This is a genomic window from Ruegeria lacuscaerulensis, from assembly GCF_013033355.1.
In the GTDB taxonomy this organism is placed as follows: Bacteria; Pseudomonadota; Alphaproteobacteria; order Rhodobacterales; family Rhodobacteraceae; genus Ruegeria; species Ruegeria lacuscaerulensis_A.
In genome coordinates, this window is the sequence record NZ_WQDY01000016.1 from 17,967 (window position 1) to 38,761 (window position 20,795).

The 20,795-nt window shown below is 58.7% G+C and carries 24 protein-coding genes; 8 read left to right on the forward strand and 16 right to left on the reverse strand.

Annotation, left to right across the window (positions count from 1 at the left end; translation table 11 throughout):
• Window positions 1–7: 7 nt before the first annotated feature.
• Window positions 8–247 carry a hypothetical protein gene (locus GOW48_RS20570; RefSeq protein WP_170755972.1) on the reverse strand — a complete coding sequence of 80 codons (240 nt, stop codon included), beginning with the start codon at window positions 245–247 and terminating at the stop codon, window positions 8–10.
• 110 nt (window positions 248–357) lie between these two features.
• On the opposite strand from GOW48_RS20570, the gene GOW48_RS20575 reads away from it, so the two are divergent.
• Entirely contained in the window at window positions 358–2,001 is a 1,644-nt protein-coding gene (locus tag GOW48_RS20575; RefSeq protein WP_170353692.1) for a sulfatase-like hydrolase/transferase, read from the forward strand.
• A 304-nt stretch (window positions 2,002–2,305) separates the two neighbouring features.
• Window positions 2,306–3,124, forward strand: a complete 819-nt coding sequence (locus GOW48_RS20580) for an outer membrane protein (protein ID WP_170755973.1) — start codon at window positions 2,306–2,308, stop codon at window positions 3,122–3,124.
• A 135-nt stretch (window positions 3,125–3,259) separates the two neighbouring features.
• On the opposite strand, the gene pnp is transcribed toward GOW48_RS20580, so the two are convergent.
• Both pnp and GOW48_RS22825 read right to left on the reverse strand, forming a co-directional pair.
• Entirely contained in the window at window positions 3,260–5,407 is a 2,148-nt protein-coding gene (gene pnp, locus GOW48_RS20585; protein WP_170755974.1) for a polyribonucleotide nucleotidyltransferase, read from the reverse strand.
• Window positions 5,408–5,524: 117 nt separating this feature from the next.
• A complete protein-coding gene (locus tag GOW48_RS22825) occupies window positions 5,525–6,136 on the reverse strand; it encodes an excalibur calcium-binding domain-containing protein (RefSeq protein ID WP_414478924.1) in 612 nt (203 codons plus the stop codon).
• A 337-nt stretch (window positions 6,137–6,473) separates the two neighbouring features.
• Here GOW48_RS22825 and GOW48_RS20595 point away from each other — a divergent pair, with 337 nt between their 5' ends.
• Window positions 6,474–8,075 (forward strand): BCCT family transporter, encoded by a 1,602-nt coding sequence (locus tag GOW48_RS20595; RefSeq protein WP_170755975.1) that lies wholly within the window; start codon window positions 6,474–6,476, stop codon window positions 8,073–8,075.
• A 164-nt stretch (window positions 8,076–8,239) separates the two neighbouring features.
• On the opposite strand, the gene GOW48_RS22330 is transcribed toward GOW48_RS20595, so the two are convergent.
• The 3 genes from GOW48_RS22330 to GOW48_RS22340 are packed head-to-tail and all read right to left on the reverse strand — an operon-like array spanning window position 8,240 to window position 9,184.
• Window positions 8,240–8,707: an alpha/beta hydrolase family protein gene (locus GOW48_RS22330; RefSeq protein ID WP_214648694.1), complete on the reverse strand. Its 468-nt coding sequence runs from the start codon at window positions 8,705–8,707 to the stop codon at window positions 8,240–8,242.
• 27 nt (window positions 8,708–8,734) lie between these two features.
• Window positions 8,735–8,956 carry a hypothetical protein gene (locus GOW48_RS22335; RefSeq protein WP_214648695.1) on the reverse strand — a complete coding sequence of 74 codons (222 nt, stop codon included), beginning with the start codon at window positions 8,954–8,956 and terminating at the stop codon, window positions 8,735–8,737.
• 36 nt (window positions 8,957–8,992) lie between these two features.
• A complete protein-coding gene (locus GOW48_RS22340) occupies window positions 8,993–9,184 on the reverse strand; it encodes an alpha/beta hydrolase family protein (RefSeq protein ID WP_214648696.1) in 192 nt (63 codons plus the stop codon).
• A gap of 116 nt (window positions 9,185–9,300) precedes the next feature.
• Between GOW48_RS22340 and GOW48_RS20605 the strand changes: the two genes are divergently transcribed.
• Window positions 9,301–9,891 carry a TetR/AcrR family transcriptional regulator gene (locus GOW48_RS20605; RefSeq protein WP_170755976.1) on the forward strand — a complete coding sequence of 197 codons (591 nt, stop codon included), beginning with the start codon at window positions 9,301–9,303 and terminating at the stop codon, window positions 9,889–9,891.
• Between the two features lie 170 nt (window positions 9,892–10,061).
• Here GOW48_RS20605 and rpsO read toward each other — a convergent pair whose 3' ends face one another.
• The 6 genes from rpsO to rbfA all read right to left on the reverse strand — a co-directional run bounded on the left by rpsO (window position 10,062) and on the right by rbfA (window position 14,248).
• Window positions 10,062–10,331: a 30S ribosomal protein S15 gene (rpsO, locus tag GOW48_RS20610; protein ID WP_039528663.1), complete on the reverse strand. Its 270-nt coding sequence runs from the start codon at window positions 10,329–10,331 to the stop codon at window positions 10,062–10,064.
• A gap of 146 nt (window positions 10,332–10,477) precedes the next feature.
• Window positions 10,478–11,533, reverse strand: a complete 1,056-nt coding sequence (locus GOW48_RS20615) for a calcium-binding protein (RefSeq protein ID WP_170755977.1) — start codon at window positions 11,531–11,533, stop codon at window positions 10,478–10,480.
• A 95-nt stretch (window positions 11,534–11,628) separates the two neighbouring features.
• Window positions 11,629–12,132 carry a DUF1643 domain-containing protein gene (locus tag GOW48_RS20620; RefSeq protein ID WP_170755978.1) on the reverse strand — a complete coding sequence of 168 codons (504 nt, stop codon included), beginning with the start codon at window positions 12,130–12,132 and terminating at the stop codon, window positions 11,629–11,631.
• Window positions 12,133–12,152: 20 nt separating this feature from the next.
• Window positions 12,153–13,058 carry a tRNA pseudouridine(55) synthase TruB gene (gene truB / locus GOW48_RS20625; protein WP_170755979.1) on the reverse strand — a complete coding sequence of 302 codons (906 nt, stop codon included), beginning with the start codon at window positions 13,056–13,058 and terminating at the stop codon, window positions 12,153–12,155.
• 54 nt (window positions 13,059–13,112) lie between these two features.
• Window positions 13,113–13,856: a phosphodiester glycosidase family protein gene (locus GOW48_RS20630; protein ID WP_170755980.1), complete on the reverse strand. Its 744-nt coding sequence runs from the start codon at window positions 13,854–13,856 to the stop codon at window positions 13,113–13,115.
• Window positions 13,853–14,248 carry a 30S ribosome-binding factor RbfA gene (gene rbfA / locus GOW48_RS20635; RefSeq protein ID WP_170353683.1) on the reverse strand — a complete coding sequence of 132 codons (396 nt, stop codon included), beginning with the start codon at window positions 14,246–14,248 and terminating at the stop codon, window positions 13,853–13,855. The genes GOW48_RS20630 and rbfA overlap by 4 nt, the downstream gene beginning before the upstream one ends.
• 91 nt (window positions 14,249–14,339) lie before the next feature.
• On the opposite strand from rbfA, the gene dapB reads away from it, so the two are divergent.
• Window positions 14,340–15,149, forward strand: coding sequence for a 4-hydroxy-tetrahydrodipicolinate reductase (dapB, locus tag GOW48_RS20640; protein WP_170755981.1), 810 nt, complete (start codon window positions 14,340–14,342; stop codon window positions 15,147–15,149).
• 38 nt (window positions 15,150–15,187) lie between these two features.
• Window positions 15,188–15,871 carry a DUF2306 domain-containing protein gene (locus GOW48_RS20645; protein WP_170755982.1) on the forward strand — a complete coding sequence of 228 codons (684 nt, stop codon included), beginning with the start codon at window positions 15,188–15,190 and terminating at the stop codon, window positions 15,869–15,871.
• Here GOW48_RS20645 and GOW48_RS20650 read toward each other — a convergent pair.
• The 3 genes from GOW48_RS20650 to tmpA are packed head-to-tail and all read right to left on the reverse strand — an operon-like array spanning window position 15,858 to window position 18,246.
• A complete protein-coding gene (locus GOW48_RS20650) occupies window positions 15,858–16,526 on the reverse strand; it encodes an ureidoglycolate lyase (protein WP_170755983.1) in 669 nt (222 codons plus the stop codon). The two genes, GOW48_RS20645 and GOW48_RS20650, sit on opposite strands and share 14 nt — an antisense overlap.
• Window positions 16,523–17,113, reverse strand: a complete 591-nt coding sequence (tmpB, locus tag GOW48_RS20655; protein ID WP_170755984.1) for a (R)-1-hydroxy-2-trimethylaminoethylphosphonate oxygenase — start codon at window positions 17,111–17,113, stop codon at window positions 16,523–16,525. The genes GOW48_RS20650 and tmpB overlap by 4 nt, the downstream gene beginning before the upstream one ends.
• Window positions 17,110–18,246, reverse strand: a complete 1,137-nt coding sequence (gene tmpA, locus GOW48_RS20660; RefSeq protein WP_170755985.1) for a 2-trimethylaminoethylphosphonate dioxygenase — start codon at window positions 18,244–18,246, stop codon at window positions 17,110–17,112. Before tmpA ends, tmpB begins: the two co-directional genes overlap by 4 nt.
• Before the next feature lie 99 nt (window positions 18,247–18,345).
• Between tmpA and GOW48_RS20665 the strand changes: the two genes are divergently transcribed.
• A complete protein-coding gene (locus tag GOW48_RS20665) occupies window positions 18,346–19,200 on the forward strand; it encodes a LysR family transcriptional regulator (RefSeq protein ID WP_170755986.1) in 855 nt (284 codons plus the stop codon).
• A 4-nt stretch (window positions 19,201–19,204) separates the two neighbouring features.
• Here the strand turns inward: GOW48_RS20665 and GOW48_RS20670 are convergent, their stop codons facing one another.
• Entirely contained in the window at window positions 19,205–19,387 is a 183-nt protein-coding gene (locus tag GOW48_RS20670) for a DUF1674 domain-containing protein (RefSeq protein WP_170353677.1), read from the reverse strand.
• 89 nt (window positions 19,388–19,476) lie between these two features.
• Between GOW48_RS20670 and GOW48_RS20675 the strand changes: the two genes are divergently transcribed.
• Window positions 19,477–20,733: an RsmB/NOP family class I SAM-dependent RNA methyltransferase gene (locus GOW48_RS20675; protein ID WP_170755987.1), complete on the forward strand. Its 1,257-nt coding sequence runs from the start codon at window positions 19,477–19,479 to the stop codon at window positions 20,731–20,733.
• Window positions 20,734–20,795 lie beyond the last annotated feature (62 nt).

The window sequence follows — 20,795 nt, forward strand, 5'->3', positions numbered from 1 at the left end:
AACCGTATTATGCCCCGATAAACCTTTTGTGAGAAGAAAATTCCGCGAACAGTTTGGGAACCATGTCGATCCAACAAACGAGCGTCAGAATTGAAAGGCTGTTCTCTTGATTCAGAATTTCCCGACCACCGATCCGCCATTGCGGATCTTCGGCGCGTGGATGCGGTGTTCGATGAGATTTGCCGTGACTACCAGCTTTTGTGTGCGGAGCATCTGTCAATGAATTCTGAACCCGGAAGTCGGTCATATCAGATTACCTGCGATATCCGCGAAACCCTAAGCGGTCTTCGGGGTGAAATCGCTCAGGCGCTTCGGCGCGCAGGAAAGATGTAATTCAAAAATGGGGAAGGGATACCGATGAAATCACTGTTGCAACATGCTTCGGTCATGGTGCTAATGGCTGGCGCCAGTTTGGCTCAGGACATGCCGCCCATCATTCATGATGGAGAGTTTCAGTTTCTTCGCGCGCAGTTCGGCGAAGAATGGGACGCTCAGGATGCGGAAATTGAAGCAAAACTTGCCGAGATCCGCGAAGCCAAAGGCGGGCAACCCCCCAATTTTCTATATATTTTGATTGACGATGTAAGCTTTGGTCAGATGGGCAACCGGACGATGAACTACGTTACCGGTTTCGATACTCCCAACATCAACGACTTTGCCACGGAAGGTATGTCGTTGATGAGAATGTATACCGAGCCATCCTGCACTCCGACACGAACGGCGATGTTGACCGGTCGTCATCCCGTGCGTGCGGGCGTGGAAGAGGTCAAAGTCGCGCTGGTCGGCGAGGGGCTTGCGGCTGAAGAAGTTACCATCGCTGAAATTCTGAAAGAAAAAGGATACAACACGTCGCATGTCGGGAAGTGGCATCAGGGCGACATCGAGGAAGCTTATCCGCATAATCAGGGTTTTGACTGGGCGGCATTTCCGTTGCATCAGCAGGTCCAACTTAGCCTGATGACACGGGATGCAATGGTGGCCAACAATATGCTCGGCTTTCATCCGTCGGGGCAGTCCAACCAGTTCCAGTTGGATCAGCGTTTCAAGCCGTACGGCCTTGTAACTGGGGTTGAAGGCCAGGCCGGTGGGATTGCTCGGGAAGTCGACATGGCGCCCGGCGAGGAATGGACACAGGCGAAATATGAAGAAATGAACCTGCGCTATCAGCGTCAGGCATTGGAGCAGTTAGAGCAGTTGGCCGCGCAGGATTCCCCGTTCTTTATGCAATACTGGCCGCTTTACCCGCTGAATTTTGCTTATCCTGATCAAGCCGTTTCAAGAAATGGTGGGTTCCATGCTGACAAGTTGCAGGTTCTGGATGGCTGGATCGGCGAAGTTTTGGACAAACTGGATGAAACGGGTGAGGCGGACAACACCGTTGTCATGATTATGGCTGATAACGGCTTGATGTATCATTACGAGGGTACTTCGGGACTGAACCAGTTGATCTATCGCGGGGGCAAGACCCAACACCTCGAAGGTGGTGTGCGCACGGATGCGTTCATCCGGTGGCCCGGTGCAATTAAGCCGGGCAGCGCGGCGGGCGACATCGTGCATGTCTCGGATCTGTTCACAACCTTCGCGCGCATTGCAGGTGCGACTGACCAAATTCCGCGCGACCGTGTGATTGACGGGATCGACCAGACCGCGCTGTTGCTTGAAGGCGAGGGTAATTCCCGCCGCGACTATGTTTATGTTTACGAAGGGCCGGTATTACGCTCGGTGGTCAAGCAAGAGTTCAAGATGCATCTGGCTGCCCCCGGTCAACCCGGCGCTGCAGCGCCTGTGTTCAACGTTTACCGCGATCCACGGGAAGAGCATCCGCTTGTCGGGTATTCGTTGTGGTCGGGGGCGTCTTTCCAGGACATGGTAAAGCGTCATCAGAAAACCATTGCCGAACATCCGCATCTGCCGCTTGGAAAAGGTATCCCCTATGAAGGGATCGAGAACCTGCGTCCCGAGAGCGAATTGACCCGAGAGATTTTCGCCAGCTGGCAGTGACAAACGCAGGGCGGTGGCAAATTGGCCGCCGCCGTCCCGATCGCCCAAAATCGCGTGGTTTAGATAAGGGCTCGTCGCTTGGTGGCAGGAGCTCGGCCAGAATAGAGCTCAAGGCACTCAGCTTCTGGAAAGAGGGCGCCTGGTCGGTTGGTTATCGTCCGCAGGGTGGTAAAACTTACGGCCCCGGTGTTGCCGTTTGCGAAGCGGCAATGATCGGGCGCGCTTCTGATTGCCCGACAATCTGGGAACCAGGGTCGAACAGCGGTTTGAAAGTTAAAAGCGGCTAAATTCCAAGGAAACTTCCATGCAACATCTGCAATTACTCGTTGCCGTGGCGCTTGCGACGGCGCTAGTCGCAACACCTGCGCCTGCTCGCGCTCAATCTTTGCCCCCACTGGGACAGGATGAGAGGGGGTGGCGACACGCGGCTTCGGTCTTCCTGTTTGCACCCCTGCGTACCACCGGGACATCCACTGTTGCGGGGCAATCAGTAGAGCTTGATCTGGATATCGGAGACGTGCTGGACGTGCTCGAGTTCGCGGCTTCAGGCCGGTATGAGGCATGGAATGGGAACTTTGGGATCATAGTTGACGCCAACTATGTCGGCATAGAGCAGGATACCACATTGCCCAGCCCTTTGCGCGCGCGCCTTGATGTCGATGTACGCCAAAAGTGGTTTAGTGTTCTTGGCGCGTTCCGGGTCATGGACGGCACATATGGTGACAGCAAGAAACGCTATGTAATCGACCTGCAGGGCGGGCTGCGATACAACTCTATTCGCCAGGAAATTGAGCTGACAAACCCAGGTCCGGTAAGCCCACCTGTGTTAGGCGGGGATCAGAATTGGATCGAACCTGTCTTTGGCGCACGCGGCATGTGGCGGCTGAACCAAAAATGGACCGGAATTGCATCGGTTGAGCTTGGCGGCTTCGGTACAGGAGGTAACGACCTCCAAATTGGCGCAAATGTTGGATTCGACTATCAGCCGTGGGAAAACACGGCGCTTACTTTTGGATATCGGTATTTTAGCGTCGACTACAGTGACACGCTGAGTTCCGGAGAATTTGCCTATGACGTCGACCAGCATGGGCCATATTTTGGCATCAAGTATTTCATTCAATAAGCAAGTGCACGACCTTCGCGACTGCGGGGTTTAAGACCTGCGTCCTGGAAACGGTTATGGCGAAAAGCTGTTGCCTATAGCGAAAAAGGCCCCGGCGTTTCCACCGGGGCCTTCATCATGGGAAAGAGCGATGGATTATTCCGCGTCTTCTTTCTTTTCTTTCTTTTCGGGAACGATCTCTTCACCGGTTTCCTGATCGACCACTTTCATCGACAGGCGAACCTTGCCGCGGTCGTCAAAGCCCAGCAACTTGACCTTCACTTCCTGACCTTCTTTCAGAACATCCGAGGGATGGTTCAGGCGGCGGTTTTCGATCTGGGACACGTGGACCAGACCATCGCGCTTGCCGAAGAAGTTCACGAAGGCGCCAAAGTCGACGATCTTGACCACTTTACCGGTGTAGATCTGACCTTCTTCCGGCTCGGCCACGATCGAATAGATCATGTCATAGGCCTTCTGGATCGACTCTCCGTCCGGTGAGGCGATCTTGATCACGCCATCGTCGTTGATGTCGACCTTGGCGCCCGAAACCTCGACGATCTCGCGGATGACCTTGCCGCCCGAACCGATCACTTCGCGGATCTTGTCGGTGGGGATGTTCATGGTTTCGATGCGCGGCGCGTGGACCGAGAATTCGTTGGTCTCGGACAGGGCTTTGCCCATCTCACCCAGGATGTGCATCCGGCCGTCCTTGGCCTGGGCCAGAGCTTTTTCCATGATCTCGGGCGTGATGCCTGCGACCTTGATGTCCATCTGCAACGAGGTGATGCCGTTTTCGGTACCCGCCACTTTGAAGTCCATGTCGCCCAGGTGGTCTTCGTCACCCAGAATGTCCGACAGGATGGCATAGTTGCCGTCATCTTCCAGGATCAGACCCATGGCCACACCGGCAACCGGTGCTTTCAGCGGAACGCCCGCATCCATCATCGACAGCGAGCCGCCGCAGACCGACGCCATCGAGGACGATCCGTTGGATTCGGTGATCTCGGACACGATACGGATCGTGTAGGGGAAGTCGGTCGCCGCAGGCAGAACCGCCTGCAGGGCGCGCCATGCCAGCTTGCCGTGGCCGATCTCACGACGACCGGGGCCACCCACGCGGCCAACTTCACCAACCGAATAGGGGGGGAAGTTGTAGTGCAGCAGGAAGTTCGATTTGAAGTTGCCGTGCAGCGCGTCGATGAACTGCTCGTCATCACCGGTGCCCAGGGTGGTCACGGCCAGCGCCTGCGTTTCACCACGGGTGAACAAGGCGGAACCGTGCGTACGCGGCAGCATCGAGGTTTCGGCCACGATCGAACGGATATCAGTGGTCGAACGACCGTCGATCCGCTTGCCGCCTTTGACGACGTCACCGCGCAGAATACCGGCTTCCAGCTTTTTCATCGCCGAGCCAAGGTTGGCGTCTTCCAGCTGTTCTTCGGTCAGGGCTGCCTTGATGGTTTCGCGGGCAGCAGAAACAGCGGCGGTGCGCTCTTGCTTGTCAGTGATCGCGAAGGCGGCGCGCATCTGTTCTTCACCGGCTGCAGCAATAGCGGCATACAGGTCCGCATAGTCGGGAGCTTCGAATTCAAACGGCTCTTTCGCGGCGTCTTCAGCCAGACCGATGATCAGGTCGATCACCGGCTGAATCTGCGCGTGCGCAAAGTTCACGGCACCCAGCATTTCAGCCTCGGACAGCTCATAAGCTTCGGATTCCACCATCATCACGGCGTCTTTGGTGCCGGCCACAACCAGATCCAGACGCTGTTCAGGGTTCAGGCGCAGGTCCTGCATGTCGTCCACGGTCGGGTTCAGGACATATTCGCCATCCACGAAACCAACACGGGCGCCGGCGATCGGGCCCATGAACGGCGCGCCGGAAATGGTCAGAGCAGCCGAGGCCGCGATCATCGCCACGATGTCGGGATCGTTGACCAGATCGTGGGACAGCACGGTGCACATCACCAGAACTTCGTTTTTAAAGCCGTCAACGAACAGCGGGCGGATCGGACGGTCGATCAAACGCGCGGTCAGCGTCTCTTTCTCGGTCGGGCGCGCCTCGCGCTTGAAGAAGCCGCCCGGAACCTTACCGGCGGCGTAGTATTTCTCTTGGTAGTGGACGGTCAGCGGGAAAAAATCCTGACCGGGTTTTTGGCTCTTGGCAAAGGTCACGTTGGCCATGACGCTGGTTTCGCCCAGCGTGGCAATCACGGTGCCGTCGGCCTGACGGGCAACCTTGCCGGTTTCCAGTGTCAGCGTCTCTTCGCCCCACTGCATAGATTTCTTAGTTACATCAAACATATGCGTATCCTAGAACGGAGCACTCCCGCCCCTGCGGGTCTCCGGTTTGCATGGCGGCCCCATTGCCGCCGACCCCATTTATCTTCCATTCGAGTGCCAGGGTCAGGGCACAACGTCTCAGATACCCGCGCGCATACATGAGATTGGTGTCAAAGGGAAGGGATAAGGCAGCCGAGGGCGTTTGGGTAAACAGCCGTCGTAATTCTTGTTGCCGCTTGCCGTTATCGTGTAGGTCCCGCCCCGTGGACCTGTATAGCATTTGGAGTAGGTTCGCCTGACGACGGGCGTGGGTCGGCGGTATGTCGATATCTTTCGGATTTGCGTGCCCCACTCGCAGGCGAGGCCGTCGCCATCTCCATCAAGATTATGAGGGTCGGAAACCGGACCACCAGAAGCCAAAAAGAACTTCTGAGCCGCCGCGCCGGTTGGAAAGTCGCTGCAATCATATGTGTCTACGCTGGGCGCGTCGGACCTTGAATAGATTGTCTTCCCAGCCGTCGACACACTGAATTGACCGTAGTTGCCCAAAGTGCATTGGTTTACCCCGCGCTCGGCCAGTTCTGCTTCGATCATGAGTTTACCGCGGGAGGTGGTTTGCGGCTGAAAGTAGGCACCGCACAATTCTGAAGTCGATGCCTGAGCGACTTTCGAAGACAGAGCCTCGGGTGAGAGCAGGTCAGCGGAGCAGGCAGTTGTTAACATTATGGCAAAATAGAATGAAAGGCGCATTAGAGTCCTCAATTCGGCTAAGTATATGCTGGCGTTGATCGGAGGCGAATGGTCAAAATGGTTTAAGTCAAATTCAGGATTGAGAGCCTAGCCTACTGAGTGATTTTTGAAAGAGGCGGGGGTAACCGGCTTGCAATAATTGCAGGATTGCACATTGATTTATTGCGCTAACATTCGTCCAAAAGAATGCATTTTGGGAAATATTGCTTTGCGTGTAGGCTGTTAGCACTGAACCCGCGGTCGAAAAGACGGAACGACGCCAAGGGGGTACGATATTCTTGTCCGTCAGCCGACCGACTACCTTGGCGTTTGCACCTAGCGGACAGAGGGGCTTCGAATGGCTCAAACCAAGAAAATGCTGGATCCCGATCCAAGGATCTATGACTTTGAAACAGAATACGAATTGGGGCAGGACAACGTTCGCCCGTTCGGTCTGGATATACACAATCCGGTCTTTTTGATCTCAAGCATCCTGATCTTTGCGTTCGTCCTGATCGCTCTGGCCAACCAAGAGGCAGCCGCAACGTTTTTTGGGTGGCTCAGGCCATGGCTAACCAGCACGTTTGACTGGTTCCTTGTCTTGTCGGTGGACGCCATAACCTTGTTCTGTCTGGTGTTGATCGTTCTGCCTGTGGGCAGCGTGCGCATTGGCGGTAAGGACGCCAAGCCAGACTATTCCTATGCCGGGTGGATCGCGATGATGTTCGCGGCCGGTATTGGTATCGGCCTGCTGTTTTTTGGCGTGATGGAGCCGGTTTATTACAACTTCGCCGAGGGCGGCAACGCCGTACCGCTGGGCATTGATATCGCTGTGCCGGGCAATGAATACGCGGGCGTTGTGGGTACGATCCACCACTGGGGTCTGGAAGGCTGGGCAGTTTACGCTGCCGTGGGCCTGAGCCTTGCGATCTTTGCCTATAATCTGGACCTGCCGTTGACCCTACGGTCGGCCTTCTACCCGATCCTCGGCGAACGCGTCTGGGGCTGGTGGGGTCACATTATCGACACTCTGGCGGTGTTTGCCACGCTGTTCGGCCTGACCACATCCCTGGGTCTGGGTGCGCAGCAGGTTGCAGCCGGGTTGAATGAGGTGTTCGGCATCGAACCCAGCCCGACCGTCGTTGTCCTGCTGATCATCGGCATCACGCTGATCGCTCTGGGCTCGGTCCTGATGGGCATGGATGCCGGCGTGAAACGGCTGAGCGAGATCAATATGATCATGGCCGTAGGTCTGTTCATCTTTGTGATCGTCGTCACCGGCGTCGGAACCGCCATCGCGCGGTATTTAAACGTCATGGTGGATTACGTGACGCACCTACCGGCCTTGTCCAACCCGTTCGGGCGTGAAGATACCAGTTATTTCCATGGCTGGACGACTTTCTATTGGGCCTGGTGGATTGCGTGGTCTCCGTTCGTGGGCATGTTCATCGCCCGCATCTCCAAGGGTCGCACGGTTCGCGAGTTCATCCTGTGTGCGCTGCTGGCACCTACTGCAGTCTGCGCGCTTTGGATGTCGACCTTTGGCGGAGCGGCCATCGACATGCTGAACGCAGGCGGCGCCGAAGGCGTCCGCGCCACGGTGATCGACAGCTATGCGCCCGAGGGCGCGCTGTTCGGCTTCCTGAAAGAGTTGCCGTTGTATTCGATCGTGGCCCCCATCGCACTGGTTCTGATCGTGGTGTTCTTTGTCACCTCGTCGGACTCGGGCTCGCTGGTGATCGACACGATCACGGCGGGTGGCAAGATGGATGCGCCAGTGATCCAGCGCGTGTTCTGGTGTACGCTTGAAGGTTTGGTGGCGATTGCCCTATTGCTGGGTGGCGGTTTGTCGGCCCTGCAGGGCGCGGCGGTGTCAACCGGTATCCCGTTCACGCTGGTCGTTCTGATGATGTGCTACTGCCTGTGGTTGGCACTGAAATCGGAAAAGGCCAAGATGTAAGACCGGGAGCAGTCAAAAAAGCGAAATGCCCGCCCTTTGGCGGGCATTTTTTTCGAAAGTGACCGTCGACTAAGGACCCATTTTAACAATTGCTGCGCTACAGCCAAAGGGCCGACTTTCGGTAAGATAGCCAGAGCCTAACCTGTGACCTCTGCCTCATTGGTTCATCTGTTGAAGAACTCTGCAACGGCATCGGTCGATGCTTTCACAGCTTCGGGCTTGTAGTAGAAGTCTACATGGCTGAACTCGTCAAAAGCTACTTCCTCGTGCTCGTTAGTCAGCTTCTCGATGAAGGCCGTTGAGCAAATCGCAGTGACAGCAGTTGTGCCGTAGATAGTCAGAGACGATTGCGTGATCTTGTCGGCGTAGGCTTCACAAATCGAGAACAGCGACTGCATGGGCTGATCGCCAATATGCATGTTGGTGTAGTTTGGAACCGCAACCGGGCCTTTGGCACCGTCACGTCCGTAGTAGTCGTAAGTTTCCCCCGCCATTGGGTTGATTCCAAGGTCGATGAAGTCTTGTCGGGACATCTCGTCGTTTAGGCCGAAGGGGGCAACGAAGTCTGGTTCGCCGGTCTCATATTGCTTTTGCATCGAGGCGTTTGCGGCCTCGATCATCTGGTCGACCATGTCGCGGTCGGTCCACTGGAACGCGTCTTAGGCCATCATGCCCGAGACCATCGCAATTTTCTTGATGCGGTGGTCGGTCACCGCTGCCGATGCAATGGTCTGACCACCCTGACAGACGCCGAGGCCGTAGATTACCTCAACGAAGGGTAACGTGCCCAAATAGGATACCGCGTCCCATGTGTTTTCGATCAGGCGGAAGTTATAGCGCGACTGTTTGTGTTCGCCCGGAAGCGCCGGGGAGTCGCCCATGCCGAGATAATCGAAGCCAAGATAGATGAAGCCGCGTTACGCCATTTCTGGCCCATAGGTTGCCGGAATTTGGTCCTTTACCTGCGGGAAGGGGCTGGCCCCTACGATGGCCTTGTAGGTCTTTGTCTCATCAAAGCCTTCTGGCAGGTAAAGATCACCTGCCAAATCCACGCCAAAGGATTTGAAGGTCACTTGGTTTTTGCCAGCAGTGAAAGTTTTGGTAGCCATGATCCAGGTCCTCTTGGGTTGGAAGGCACATTGCCTTGCAAAAGTAAAATATAAAGTTTACTTATGAGAGGATGTGATGATTGTAAACAAGTAATTTTACTTTTGAGGTGAAAACCGTGAAACGTACTGAAAAAAAACGGAAAGATATCATCGACGCAGCCATCGATGAGTTCAAGGAACAGGGGTTTCTGGGGGCGAAGACCACCTCCATTGCCAAAAAAGCGAACGTATCGAGTCGCACGCTTTACAATCACTTCGAAAGCAAGGAGGCGCTGTTTGACGCGATTTCAGAGATCATGTTGGAACAGAACCGGAGCATGGAGCCGGTCTCCTACGATCCAGAGCGCGACTTTGTTGAGCAATTGAGGGATGCTTTGTGGAAGTATATCGCCATCATAACGGAAGAGACGGCGATCGGCTTAAATCGTATGGTCTTGTCAGAGTTGATCCGTGACCTCGACCGGTCCCGAAGTTTTTTCACAGAGACCGAAACCCACGACTACCCGATGACGCGGTTGATCGAAGAAGCCATGGACGCAGGCGTGATCCGCAAAGCCGATCCGGTCTTCGCAACTAACCAACTCCTGGCGCTCGCGAAAAACTTCTTTTTCTGGCCAGAGTTCTTTCTTGGTGAGAACCCAACGCCAAGAGAAATTATGGATGACTGCATCGCAATGTTTCTAGCGCACTACAAAGCGGAGATTTGATCGGTCATCACCGACGGAAAGAAAGCCCCTCGCGGTTGACACCACCGAGTGCTACTGGCGTTATGCCGTGACGTTGCCGCCGAACTCGTAAAGCCACAAATAAAACGCCCACCAAATTGGCGGGCGTTCAAATCGGAAATATCCGGTTTCAAGCCTGTTGCAAGAAGCGTTTAGCGGCGGATGCCCAGCTTTTTGATCAGGTCCTGATAACGGGCCTCTTCCTTGCCTTTCAGGTAGTCCAGCAGCTTACGGCGCTGGGCGACCATTTTCAGCAGACCGCGACGACCGTGGTTGTCTTTTTTGTGGGTCTTGAAGTGCTCGGTCAGGGTGGTGATGCGCGAGGTCAGGATAGCAACCTGGACTTCAGGCGAACCGGTGTCGCCTTCTTTGGTTGCGAATTCTTTCATGACGCGTGCTTTTTCAGCGGCAGTAATCGACATCGGGGTCTCCTTGTAAAAGGTTAAGGTTGATGGCGCAGGCCGGGATGTCGTCCAGCACAGGCCCATGGAGAAAACCGCACCGATTCCGATGCGGATGCGCGCGTATAGGCGGTATTGGGAGAAATGGCAAAGGGATTCTGTGACGCTCAGCCCTGTGTCATTTGACCCAGTGCGTTCAGCTGCGCCAGATCTCCTTCGGCGATCAGCTGGATATCATCGGGGGTCAGCCCCTCGGCCTTTAGCAGCTTAGCAATGGTCTGGCCGTCGATCGTGACATTGGTCAGACTGTCATCCTCGGTATCCGGTTCGATATGAATGTCGGGGTCTCCCTCACCCTCCCACGAGATCAGCAGCTTATCCTCACCCGGTTGGAAGTCCATGACAGTGACGGCGGCGTCATCTTCTTCGGGCGTGATCACGATGTCATCCTCGCCTTCGCCGCCGGTGGCGATATCCCCGCTTTCGGCCAGAATTGTGTCATCCCCTGCGCCGCCATTGAGGAAATCAACCGCATCCCCATCCGCGCCATCCTGCCCGGTCAGCACGTCATCGCCATCGCCGCCAAACAGAACGTCTTCGCCTTCGCCACCGTCAAGATGATCGTCGCCATATCCCCCATGTAGCGCATCATCGCCCGCATCCCCGGTCAGAGTGTCATCGTCCTGCCCGCCGTAAAGCTCGTCCTCGCCGTCGCCGCCTGTCAGGGTGTCATCACCGAAATGACCAAACAGCGTGTCGTCGCCCTGATCACCGGAGAGCTGGTCGTCGCCGTCCTCACCATGAAGCACCTCGTCATCAAGGCCGCCCGTGATAATGTCATCACCTTTGCCGCCGTGAAGCACATCTTCGCCCGCGCCGCCGATGATGGTGTCGTCGCCTTCATACCCGTTGATCTGATCGTCACCTTCATACCCGTTGATCTGATCGTCGCCGTCCTGCCCTGTCAAAAGGTCGGTATCTTCGGACCCGGTGATGATCAGATTGCCGTTCTGCTCCGTAAGCACCGTTCCGGTCGAGATTTCCGAGGTTTCGGGGGCGTCGATATTCTCATCCACGTCCAGCAGGTTGCCCTCGGACAGGTCGACGGGTTCGTCTTCCTGGATGTCGTCCTCTTCGACCTCTTCCTCGGGCTCAAACACATCGCTGATTGCATAGGCCGCACCGCCCATGGCGGCCAGACCGAGTAGTCCGATCAAGAACATGGCAACCCTCCGTGAACGCAGTTCTCCGAGGATGATTTATCCTATTTTCGTAAGGCTTTGGTCAAAGGCAGGTTGGACTCGTGGTTAACTGTTTGTCACCACGGTTCGGGCTGCTGGGTATAGGCGATGTACAGAGGGTGCTTTGGATGCCCCGCCTTTGTCAGCCCTAGATGGAACAGCGGTTGGCCGGTGCCGCGCAGCAGCGACTCGACCGCCGGGCCGCGATCCAGGTGCGTGCCATGGGTGCCCCATGCGGCAATGACCTGATCGGCCCATTCGACACCGTCTAGAATGGCGGCGTCATTCGCGGGGCCTACCGGATCGGCGGCGGCGCGCATCTTGCGTGGGTCAGTATCGCGCCAGGCAAAGATGTTTGTAACCTGAAACGCACCGAACCCCAACGCCCGCGCGCGCCGTTCGCAGCGCTCGACCGTGGGGTCATTCTGTACCTCGGTCGCGGTCGAGGGGTTCAGCATCACAAACAGCGCCTTGCGCCCGCCCGCATCCCACACGCGGGTCAGGCTATAGCGATACTTCTCGCAATCGGAGTAGACGGCGGTCGAGGGCGCATCGCCCTTGGTATGCGTTCGGGTGATCATGCCCCCGCCTAGCACGGCGTTCAGGAGACGAACACCCGGCTGGGGTGCAATTCGCCGGATTTATAAATGCCCACTGCTACGGCTTTGCCTTCGAGCGAGGCCCAAGCCTCGTCGCCATATTCCACGTCGCTAGCCAGCACCATGCCCGGATTGCCATTGCGCAGGCGGGTGGCGCCCTCGGGCGTGCATTTCAGCTCGGGCAGGTCGGCGAGGCCGGTTTCCAGCGGGTGCAGATACGCGTCCAGCGCCTCGGTTTTGGCCATCTCGTCGATCTGGTCGATGGACAAGCCATCTTCGACCTCAAACGGGCCGGACCAGATGCGACGCAGCTCTTTGACATGGCCGTGGCATCCCAAAGCGGCACCCAGATCGCGGGCGATGGAGCGGACATAACCGCCTTTGCCGCAGGTCATCTCAAGCACCACGTGATCGGCGTCGGGGCGGTCGACAAGGATCAGTTCCTCAACCCACAGGGGGCGGGCGGACAGCTCCACATCCTCGCCGTCGCGGGCCAGTTTATAGGCGCGCTGGCCGTCGATTTTCACGGCGGAGAACTTGGGCGGCACCTGCATGATGTCACCCAGAAACGGGGTCAGCGCCTGTTTGATATCGTCATCCGAAGGGCGCGCATCGCTTTGCGCAATCACCTCGCCCTCGGCATCGTCGGTGTTGGTGGCCTGACCCAGACGCACGGTGAAGGTGTAGGCTTTCAACGCGTCGGTGATGTAGGGAACGGTCTTGGTCGCCTCACCCAAAGCCACGGCCAGAACGCCGGTCGCCTCGGGGTCCAGCGTGCCCGCATGGCCTGCCTTTTTCGCGTCCATCGCCCACCGCACCTTGTTGACCACAGCGGTTGAGGTCATGCCCGCAGGCTTGTCCACCACCAGCCAACCGGAAATGTCGCGGCCCTTGCGTTTGCGTCCCATATCACACCTTGATTCATGCTAAGGCGCGCGGGTTAGCGGATCACATGGGCGCTGTCAATTTACGGGTGCGCTTTCGACCACGCCCACGATCGGCCCCAGCGAGAACCCGATATCCGAGCGGCCCCTGGCACGGTCATACATGCGCGAGATATTGCCGTCGAAGAACAGCGCGTTGGGCGTTTTCAGCACGTCCCGAAACAGGCTGCCAAACTCGTGGAAGGTGACATAATCGTCCGAGATTGCGAATACCGCGCGGGTGCCATCGGCGCTGGTGCCCACCCCGTTGCGCACGAACAGAGAGGTCGAGTCGGGCAGAAAACGCGGGTGCAGCTCTTCGTCGATCACAAGCATGGGGCCGGATTGGGTGGCAAAGCGGCAGTCCGGCGCTTGATCGACGAAGTCTAGCGTCTCAAACACGTCAGCGCGGCCGTCGCGGATACAGAACACCCCATTGGGTAGAAGGCCGAAATTACCGGGGCCGGGGTTGGAGATGACGCGCATCTGTTCCTGCCCGTCCTCGACATAATGGCCCACGGGTGAACGGTCGTCGTGATACATGCCCGCATTCATCGCAAAGGCCAGACGTTCGCCGCCGGGGGCCAGCGCCTCATTCACCGAGGAGAAATGCCCCAGCAGATCGCCATTGTCGTCGTTCAGAAACAGGCGCAGGTCTTCATTGGCGGCGTCCACCTCGCAAACAGTATAGCGCTTGTCGTCGTGGGTGACTTTCTCACAACTCACCGCACCGGCTTGCGCGGCCCATAGGAGCGCGCCCAATGTGGCCAGCGTGCGGATCACTCGTCCAGATCGCGGCGCACCGCGTCCTGTTCGAACATGCGGCGGGTATCGTCCAGACGGTCGAACGTGTCATCCAGACGGAACCGCAGATCCGGTGAGAACTTCAGGTTCAGCTTCTTGCCGATCATACGTCGCAGCTCACCCTTGTTGCGGGCCAGCAGCTCGATCACATCCTCCTGCCCTTTGCCGCCCAAGGGCAGCACATAGGCGGTGGCGATCTTCAGATCGGGCGAGGTGCGCACTTCGCCTACAGTGATCGACATACGGTTCAGGTCGGGGTCGTGGACATCTCCGCGCGCCAGAACTTCGGACAGGGTGCGGCGGATCAGTTCGCCGACACGCAGTTGCCGTTGGGACGGGCCGGGGCCATCGTGGAATTTGTTCTTTGCCATGACTTCGATCTAAGCCCAAATCCCACCTTTGCCAAGCAGGCGCGAACCGGGTAGGAGGCTTTGAGCCGACAAACGCGAAAGGACCAGCGCCATGACCCATATTCCGGGGATCGTCATCACAGGGGCTTCGGGCCGTATGGGGCAGATGCTGATCAAGACCGTGTCTGAGAGCGATCAGGCGCGTCTGGTCGGCGTTGTTGAACGTGCGGGCCATGACTGGATCGGGCAGGATGTAGGGACGGCTATGGGCGGTTCAGCGCTGGGCGTCACAGTCACCGATGATCCGCTGGAGGCCTTTGCGCAAGCGCAGGCGGTGATCGACTTCACCGCGCCCGAGGCAACGCTGGAGTTCGCCACGCTGGCTGCGCAGGCGCGCTGTGTGCATGTGATCGGCACCACCGGCATGACTGACGAACAGATCGCGGCGCTGGAACCTGCCGCGCGCCATGCGGTGATCGTGCGGGCCGGAAACATGAGCCTCGGCGTCAACCTGCTGGTGCAGCTGACCAAAAAGGTCGCCGCCGCACTGGACGAAGATTTCGATATCGAGGTCATCGAAGGCCACCACCACCACAAGGTCGACGCGCCCTCGGGCACGGCCCTGATGCTGGGCGAGGCCGCCGCCGAGGGGCGCGGGGTCAACTTGGCCGATGTGTCCGACCGGGGCCGCGACGGTATTACCGGCGCGCGCAAACGCGGCGACATCGGTTTCCACGCGATTCGCGGCGGAGACATCGTGGGCGAACATGACGTCCTGTTCGCCGCGCCGGGTGAACGTATTGTCCTGCGCCATCTGGCCACCGACCGGGCGATATTCGCCCGTGGCGCGCTGAAAGCGGCACTGTGGGGGCAGGGCAAAGCGCCGGGTCAGTATGACATGGTGGATGTGCTGGGCCTCTGAGCCATAGACGCGGAGACCAAAGGCGCTAGGGTCAGCTTATGCGAACCGTGAAGTCTCGCGTAGTTTTGGGCTTGTTGCTCGTGGTGTTCTATCTAACGCTGCTGCCTTTTGTTGTGCATGGGTTTGGCATGATCCGTGTCGGGCTGTCTGAAGACGCGGCGCAGCAAAGCTATTTGTTTGCAGACGGGCAGGGCGTCGGAAATTTGGCGATGCTGGTGCATATTTTTGCCGGGACCGTATTGGTCGCACTTGTCCCTTTGCAAGTGCTGCCAGGCTTGCGGCGGAAATACACCCGTTTCCATCGCATTTTGGGCCGAGTGCTAGTCACGCTTGCGTTGATCACGGGTTTGGCCGGAATGACCTACATCCCCCTGCGTGGGACGATCGGTGGGTCGGTCATGTCGGCGGCCTTTTTCCTTTATGGGCTTTGCCTGTTCACGGCAGCGCTGATGGTGGCGCGTATGGCGTTGAACAAAGACCGTGCCGGTCATTGGGCTTGGGGCCTGCGCCTGTTCTGGCTGGCGCTGGGATCGTGGCTTTATCGGGTGCACTACACGATTTGGTATCTGCTGACCGGTGGGCTGGGGTCCGAGCCCGATTTCTCGGGCCCGTTTGACCTTGTGCAGAACTTTGCGTTCTACGTGCCGTATCTGATGGCCGTTCAGCTATGGGTCGCCCGCAAGCGACGGGCGCATACTGGGGCTTTGCCTACACGTCCTTAATCTTGTACGCGCGCAGCGGGCAAGACAGGTAGACGCCGAACTCTTTCCCGATATCGGCGCTGACGCGCGCATGAACTGCGCCCTGACGGTCAAGAAACCGCTGGCTGTCTTCGACTGGGAAAATCCCCTCGTGCCAGATACCGGGATGAATATAGAGCCCGCGTGAGCCGTCGCACCAGAAGGCCACCACCTTCTCGGGCGTCAGGTTGTCGCCGGGCAGGGCAGCAGGAACGATGAACGGCTTGTTGACCAGGGGCCAGAACATCTGACCGCCATCCGGGTGATAGTTCATGTGCCACAGCAGGACCTGATCACGAGGCGCGGTTTGGCGTGCGGTTTGCGCCTGCTGCGGATCGGCGGACCAGCCCAGAACATAGTGGCCTTTGACCGCCTCGTTCTCGCCATAGAGCACGTCGCCTTGCCAGTCGCATTTGAACGTGCCTTCAACCCAGCCGCCTTCGTCACCGGTGCCCTCGTCGATGGGCCGCCAGCCTTGCTGCGGCCAGCGGGTGATCTCGATCTCGAACCCTTGTGGGTTATCGACCAGACAACCATAGCCTTTGACGGATGCATCAGTGGCTCGGATCAGAGGCACCTCGTGCCAGGGCAAGGACGGCTTGGTGCTGGCTTCAAAGATGTACTCAGGCGCGGTCATGCGGCCCCCATATGCTTGTCGACCATGCGCTGCACCATCGGGGCGAAATGGGCGAAATCGGGGGTTTCCATGCCCGCGCGTTTGCCGGCCTCGTCCAGATAGCGGACCTGAACGATCTCTTTCAGGTTGGGGTTTGATTCGAATGCGGCAACTTCCTCGGCGCTCATGGGACCGCCTTGTAGCTCCAGGGTATGAACCGAGGCTGCCGACAGCCGGTCGAAATACGCTGGCTTGGTGGCGCACAGATACCGTTTGGCCGCAACGTGATAGCGGCAGCAATCGGTGATGACCGACGGAAAGAACTGTTCCAGCACCTTTGCGCCTGCGTCCTCGTGATGGCGGTCTTCGGTGTCGTCGGGGTGATAGGTGCCGAACTCGGACGTAAAGTGGCCGATATCGTGCAGTAAAGCACCGACGATGATTTCCTCAGGCATCCCGTTCTGTTCGGCAATCGTAGCCCCTTGCAGCATATGTTCGGCCATGGTGACGGGTTCGCCCAGATATTCCTCACCGCCGCGGCGGTCGAAGATATCGCCGATGAAGGCCACAATGTTGGTGCGGTTCAGGGTCGAGAAATCGGGTTTCATTCCGCCGCCTCCGGCTGTGCCATTTCCATCGCCGCCAGTGTGGACAGCAAGCCATCCTTGTCGGCGTAACACCCCTGCAACCAGCGCGATCCAGTACCGGAATAGCCCAGCCGCGCATGCAGGACGCGGGTGTTGTCGACGATGAAGCTCTCACCTGGTTCCAGTTTGAAGGACACACCCATGGCCGAGTCGTCGATGATGTCGCCAAGCTGACGATAGGCGGCGTAATAGGCCTCCATCCGGTCGAACGGGATATCAACAAACGGTGCAGAGGAGCGGTTGTTGAACCGGATGCTGACCAGCTCGCCATCCGGTGACAGCTCGATCATCGGGCGGCGCGACCGCAGGCAGACGTCGTCCTCGCCCTTGTATTCGAACCGCGCTGGGTATCCGGCCAGCAGGGCAAAGCCGTCGGGGTTCTGATCGCGCAGCTTTTCGGCGGCACGGAATCCGTCCACTACGACGGAATCGCCGCCCTCGGCGCTGTTCTCCAGACAGTAAAGGATTTGCAGCGTCGGTACCGGATCGCGATAGGGATTGTCGGTATGCGCCTGCAACCCCAGCCCGGTAAAAGCGAGGTTGGTCGGGTTCACCTCGGTCCGGACCTCGAAATAGGGGCCGTAGTTGGTTTTGCGCACATAACCGAACAGCTCAGCCACCTGCAGCAGCGATTCCGGTTCGGTCGGGCCGCCGGTTAGCTTGGCAAAGCCGAACTCTGCCACGGCGGCCAGCCAGTCGCGCTTGGCCTTGGGATCGACGTGGACCGCGTTCCAATCCGCGCTGGGCGGGGTCAGAGTGCTTTCCCACGTGGTGAGGCCGGGGGCAAGGCGGCCCATCTGTTGCGCCGGATCGCGGTCATAGATGTGATCGGCCAGCCAGCGGGCAGGGAAGGTTACGGTTTTGTCCTCAGGCTGAAAGGTGACGCTCAGATCGCCGTTCAGAACTTCGGCCGCGCTGACCGAGACATTGGCGGGGATGTCCCCGATGGTGATCAGGCGCTGACCATTGCCCGGCGCGCGGGTGTCGGGGTCCAGCGCATTGTCGCGCAGCCAGATGGCGTGAAAACGCGCTTGTGTGCCATCGGCAAATTCAACAGTCACGATCTGGGTGGTGTGAGTGGCGGTGCGCAGCATGAGGTCTCTCCTGTTCGGCGCGGGCTATGGTTGAGGAGATACGCCCCTCGTGGCATTAACACAATTAAACCTTATTGCGACTGAGGACTGGAAAAACTTATGGCTCGAAAAAAGATCGGATTGCCGCCTTTGGACTGGCTACGGGTGTTCGAGGCCGCCGGCCGGCTGGGCGGGTTTTCTGCGGCGGCCCGGGAATTCGGGTTGACGCAGGCGGCGGTGAGCCAGCGGATCGCAAATCTGGAATCGTGGCTGGGCCGGACCCTGTTTGTGCGTGAAGCGCGTGGCGTGTCGTTGACGGTCGAAGGCGAAAGCTATTTGCCGCTGGTTCAGGACAGTTTGCAGGCGCTGGAACGCAATACCGAGGATCTGTTCGGTAAAGCCCCGCGCGAACTGCGCGTAGCGGGGCTGTCGTCGAACATCCACGCGTTGGTTCTCCCGGCGATCCCCCGGTTTCAGCAGCTGCGCCCCGAGGTGCGGGTTATGACGGATTCAGTCGCTCGGCGCTCATCGCTGGACGAAGAACGCACGTGGCTGCAAATCCGCTATGGGCGCGGCACGTGGCCGGGGCGTGAGGCGGAACGGATCGCGCCCGAGGTTCTGGTGCCCATGGCCGCGCCAGGCGTGGAATGGGGAGCCCCCCTGATCGACCTGCGAGGGGAGCGGCCCGCCTGGCGCGACTGGGCGCGCAAGACTGGCCATGACGATCTGCCGCCTTCGGTGATCAGCTTCGATTCGATGGAACACGCCCTGTCGGCGGCACGGCAAGGGATGGGGGTGGCGTTGGGGTCCGAACCTTTGGCGCAGGCCGATCTGCAGGCCGGGAGTTTGCGGCAGCTGGAACTGCCCGCGCTGAACACGAAAGACGGCTATTGGCTGACATGGTCCGAGGATCGGGCGAAATCCAAAAAACAGCGCGCGTTGATTGCCGATTTCCTGACCGCGCTGCGGGGCTGAGCGGTCAGAAATCGATCGCGATGCCCTTCTTCTCCCAATCGCCATAGCGGGCGGGGTCGGGGCCGTCGCGGCCACCCAGTTCCTTGGGCTGCTCTTTCGCCTCGGCTGCGGCCTTGCGGCGGCGGTCCTCGGCCTCGGCCAAAGCGCGTTGGGCGGCGGGCGGCAGGTCTTTGCGGTCGTCGCTCATGTGATCGGGTTCCTTTCCGTGCTAGGGCTTGATATACGCCCCCGTCCGCGTTTGGCAATGCGGGCGAGGGTCACATCAAAGGCGGTTCCATGTCCGACAACGCAACGGCAGCGCGGCGCAGCGCGATCTATCTGCTGGATCAGATATTGGGCGAAGGGCGTCTGTTGTCCGAATGTCTGGCCGCCGGCGCATTGGACCGGCTGGACCGCGAAGACCGCGCCCGCGCACAGCGCCTGACGCTGGAAACCCTGCGCGGGTTGGAACGCGCCGACCGTCTGCTGGACAACCATTTGAACCGGACCCCTGCGTTGACCGTACATAACGCCCTGCGTCTTGGCGCGGTGGAACTGTGCCAGGGCGAGGCCGCGCATGGGGTAGTCAATTCTATGGTCGAGATCGTTGGCCGGTCGCGCAAACATGGCCGCCTCAAGGGTCTGGTGAATGCGGTGCTGCGCAAGGTGGCCGCTGAAGGGCCCGAGGCATGGCCCAAGATGCGCATCCCTCGACTGCCCGAATGGCTGCGCGACCCGCTGACCGTGGCTTGGGGCCCTGATGCCATCACCGGTATGGAGCAAGCGCATTTCGCAGGCGCGCCGCTGGATATTACCGTCAAACCCGGCGCCAATGGCCCCGGTGAGACGCTGCCCACTGGCTCGCGCCGGGTACAGGATGGGGGGCAGGTCTCGACCTTGCCGGGGTTCCACAATGGCGATTGGTGGGTACAGGATGCTGCTGCAGCTATCCCCGTTCAGGTACTTGCACCGAGAGCCGGAGAGAAAATACTGGACCTCTGCGCCGCCCCCGGTGGGAAAACCATGCAGATTGCCGCGGCCGGAGCGAACGTTACAGCGCTTGATGTGTCGGATTCTCGGTTAGAACGTGTGCGCGAGAATCTCCAACGAACAGGGCTGAAAGCCAAGATCATCGCTGGTGACGCGCTAGAGCATCAGGGCCAATACGACGCGATCCTGTTGGACGCGCCCTGTTCGGCAACCGGTACGATCCGCCGCCACCCGGACCTGCCCTTTGCCAAGGATGGCTCGGAATTTGGCGGGTTGATCGAATTGCAGGCACAGATGCTGGCCCATGCGTGGGGCCTGCTTAAACCCGGCGGGCGGCTGGTTTACTGTACCTGTTCCCTGCTGCCGGACGAGGGTGAGGTTCAGATCGAAGAAGCGTTGGATCTTTTCCCGGACATGCAGGTCGACCGCGAGGCGCTGGATATTGCTGGCATCGACAAGGATTGGATCACCGAAGAAGGCGGCCTGCGCCTTCGGCCTGACTATTGGGCGGATCGGGGTGGTATGGATGGTTTCTATATCGCGTGCCTGAACAAATCTGCCTGATGCGACGCTTTTCGATGACATGACGCGCGACGCGGTTTATCGTTGCGCTTAGGCGCCAGCAG

Excerpts from the sequence above, each read along its gene's own strand:
- GOW48_RS22825 (WP_414478924.1), bottom strand. The coding sequence starts at position 6,136 with ATGCGCCTTTCATTCTATTTTGCCATAATGTTAACAACTGCCTGCTCC.
- GOW48_RS20645 (WP_170755982.1), top strand. The coding sequence starts at position 15,188 with ATGCGAACCGTGAAGTCTCGCGTAGTTTTGGGCTTGTTGCTCGTGGTG.
- GOW48_RS20620 (WP_170755978.1), bottom strand. The coding sequence starts at position 12,132 with ATGATCACCCGAACGCATACCAAGGGCGATGCGCCCTCGACCGCCGTC.
- GOW48_RS22335 (WP_214648695.1), bottom strand. The coding sequence starts at position 8,956 with ATGGGCGACTCCCCGGCGCTTCCGGGCGAACACAAACAGTCGCGCTAT.
- GOW48_RS20575 (WP_170353692.1), top strand. The coding sequence starts at position 358 with ATGAAATCACTGTTGCAACATGCTTCGGTCATGGTGCTAATGGCTGGC.
- GOW48_RS20675 (WP_170755987.1), top strand. The coding sequence starts at position 19,477 with ATGTCCGACAACGCAACGGCAGCGCGGCGCAGCGCGATCTATCTGCTG.
- GOW48_RS20595 (WP_170755975.1), top strand. The coding sequence starts at position 6,474 with ATGGCTCAAACCAAGAAAATGCTGGATCCCGATCCAAGGATCTATGAC.
- dapB (WP_170755981.1), top strand. The coding sequence starts at position 14,340 with ATGACCCATATTCCGGGGATCGTCATCACAGGGGCTTCGGGCCGTATG.
- rpsO (WP_039528663.1), bottom strand. The coding sequence starts at position 10,331 with ATGTCGATTACTGCCGCTGAAAAAGCACGCGTCATGAAAGAATTCGCA.
- GOW48_RS20570 (WP_170755972.1), bottom strand. The coding sequence starts at position 247 with ATGACCGACTTCCGGGTTCAGAATTCATTGACAGATGCTCCGCACACA.
- GOW48_RS22340 (WP_214648696.1), bottom strand. The coding sequence starts at position 9,184 with ATGGCTACCAAAACTTTCACTGCTGGCAAAAACCAAGTGACCTTCAAA.
- GOW48_RS20665 (WP_170755986.1), top strand. The coding sequence starts at position 18,346 with ATGGCTCGAAAAAAGATCGGATTGCCGCCTTTGGACTGGCTACGGGTG.
- tmpB (WP_170755984.1), bottom strand. The coding sequence starts at position 17,113 with ATGAAACCCGATTTCTCGACCCTGAACCGCACCAACATTGTGGCCTTC.
- GOW48_RS20670 (WP_170353677.1), bottom strand. The coding sequence starts at position 19,387 with ATGAGCGACGACCGCAAAGACCTGCCGCCCGCCGCCCAACGCGCTTTG.
- pnp (WP_170755974.1), bottom strand. The coding sequence starts at position 5,407 with ATGTTTGATGTAACTAAGAAATCTATGCAGTGGGGCGAAGAGACGCTG.
- rbfA (WP_170353683.1), bottom strand. The coding sequence starts at position 14,248 with ATGGCAAAGAACAAATTCCACGATGGCCCCGGCCCGTCCCAACGGCAA.
- GOW48_RS20615 (WP_170755977.1), bottom strand. The coding sequence starts at position 11,533 with ATGTTCTTGATCGGACTACTCGGTCTGGCCGCCATGGGCGGTGCGGCC.
- tmpA (WP_170755985.1), bottom strand. The coding sequence starts at position 18,246 with ATGCTGCGCACCGCCACTCACACCACCCAGATCGTGACTGTTGAATTT.
- truB (WP_170755979.1), bottom strand. The coding sequence starts at position 13,058 with ATGGGACGCAAACGCAAGGGCCGCGACATTTCCGGTTGGCTGGTGGTG.
- GOW48_RS20650 (WP_170755983.1), bottom strand. The coding sequence starts at position 16,526 with ATGACCGCGCCTGAGTACATCTTTGAAGCCAGCACCAAGCCGTCCTTG.
- GOW48_RS20580 (WP_170755973.1), top strand. The coding sequence starts at position 2,306 with ATGCAACATCTGCAATTACTCGTTGCCGTGGCGCTTGCGACGGCGCTA.
- GOW48_RS22330 (WP_214648694.1), bottom strand. The coding sequence starts at position 8,707 with ATGGTCGACCAGATGATCGAGGCCGCAAACGCCTCGATGCAAAAGCAA.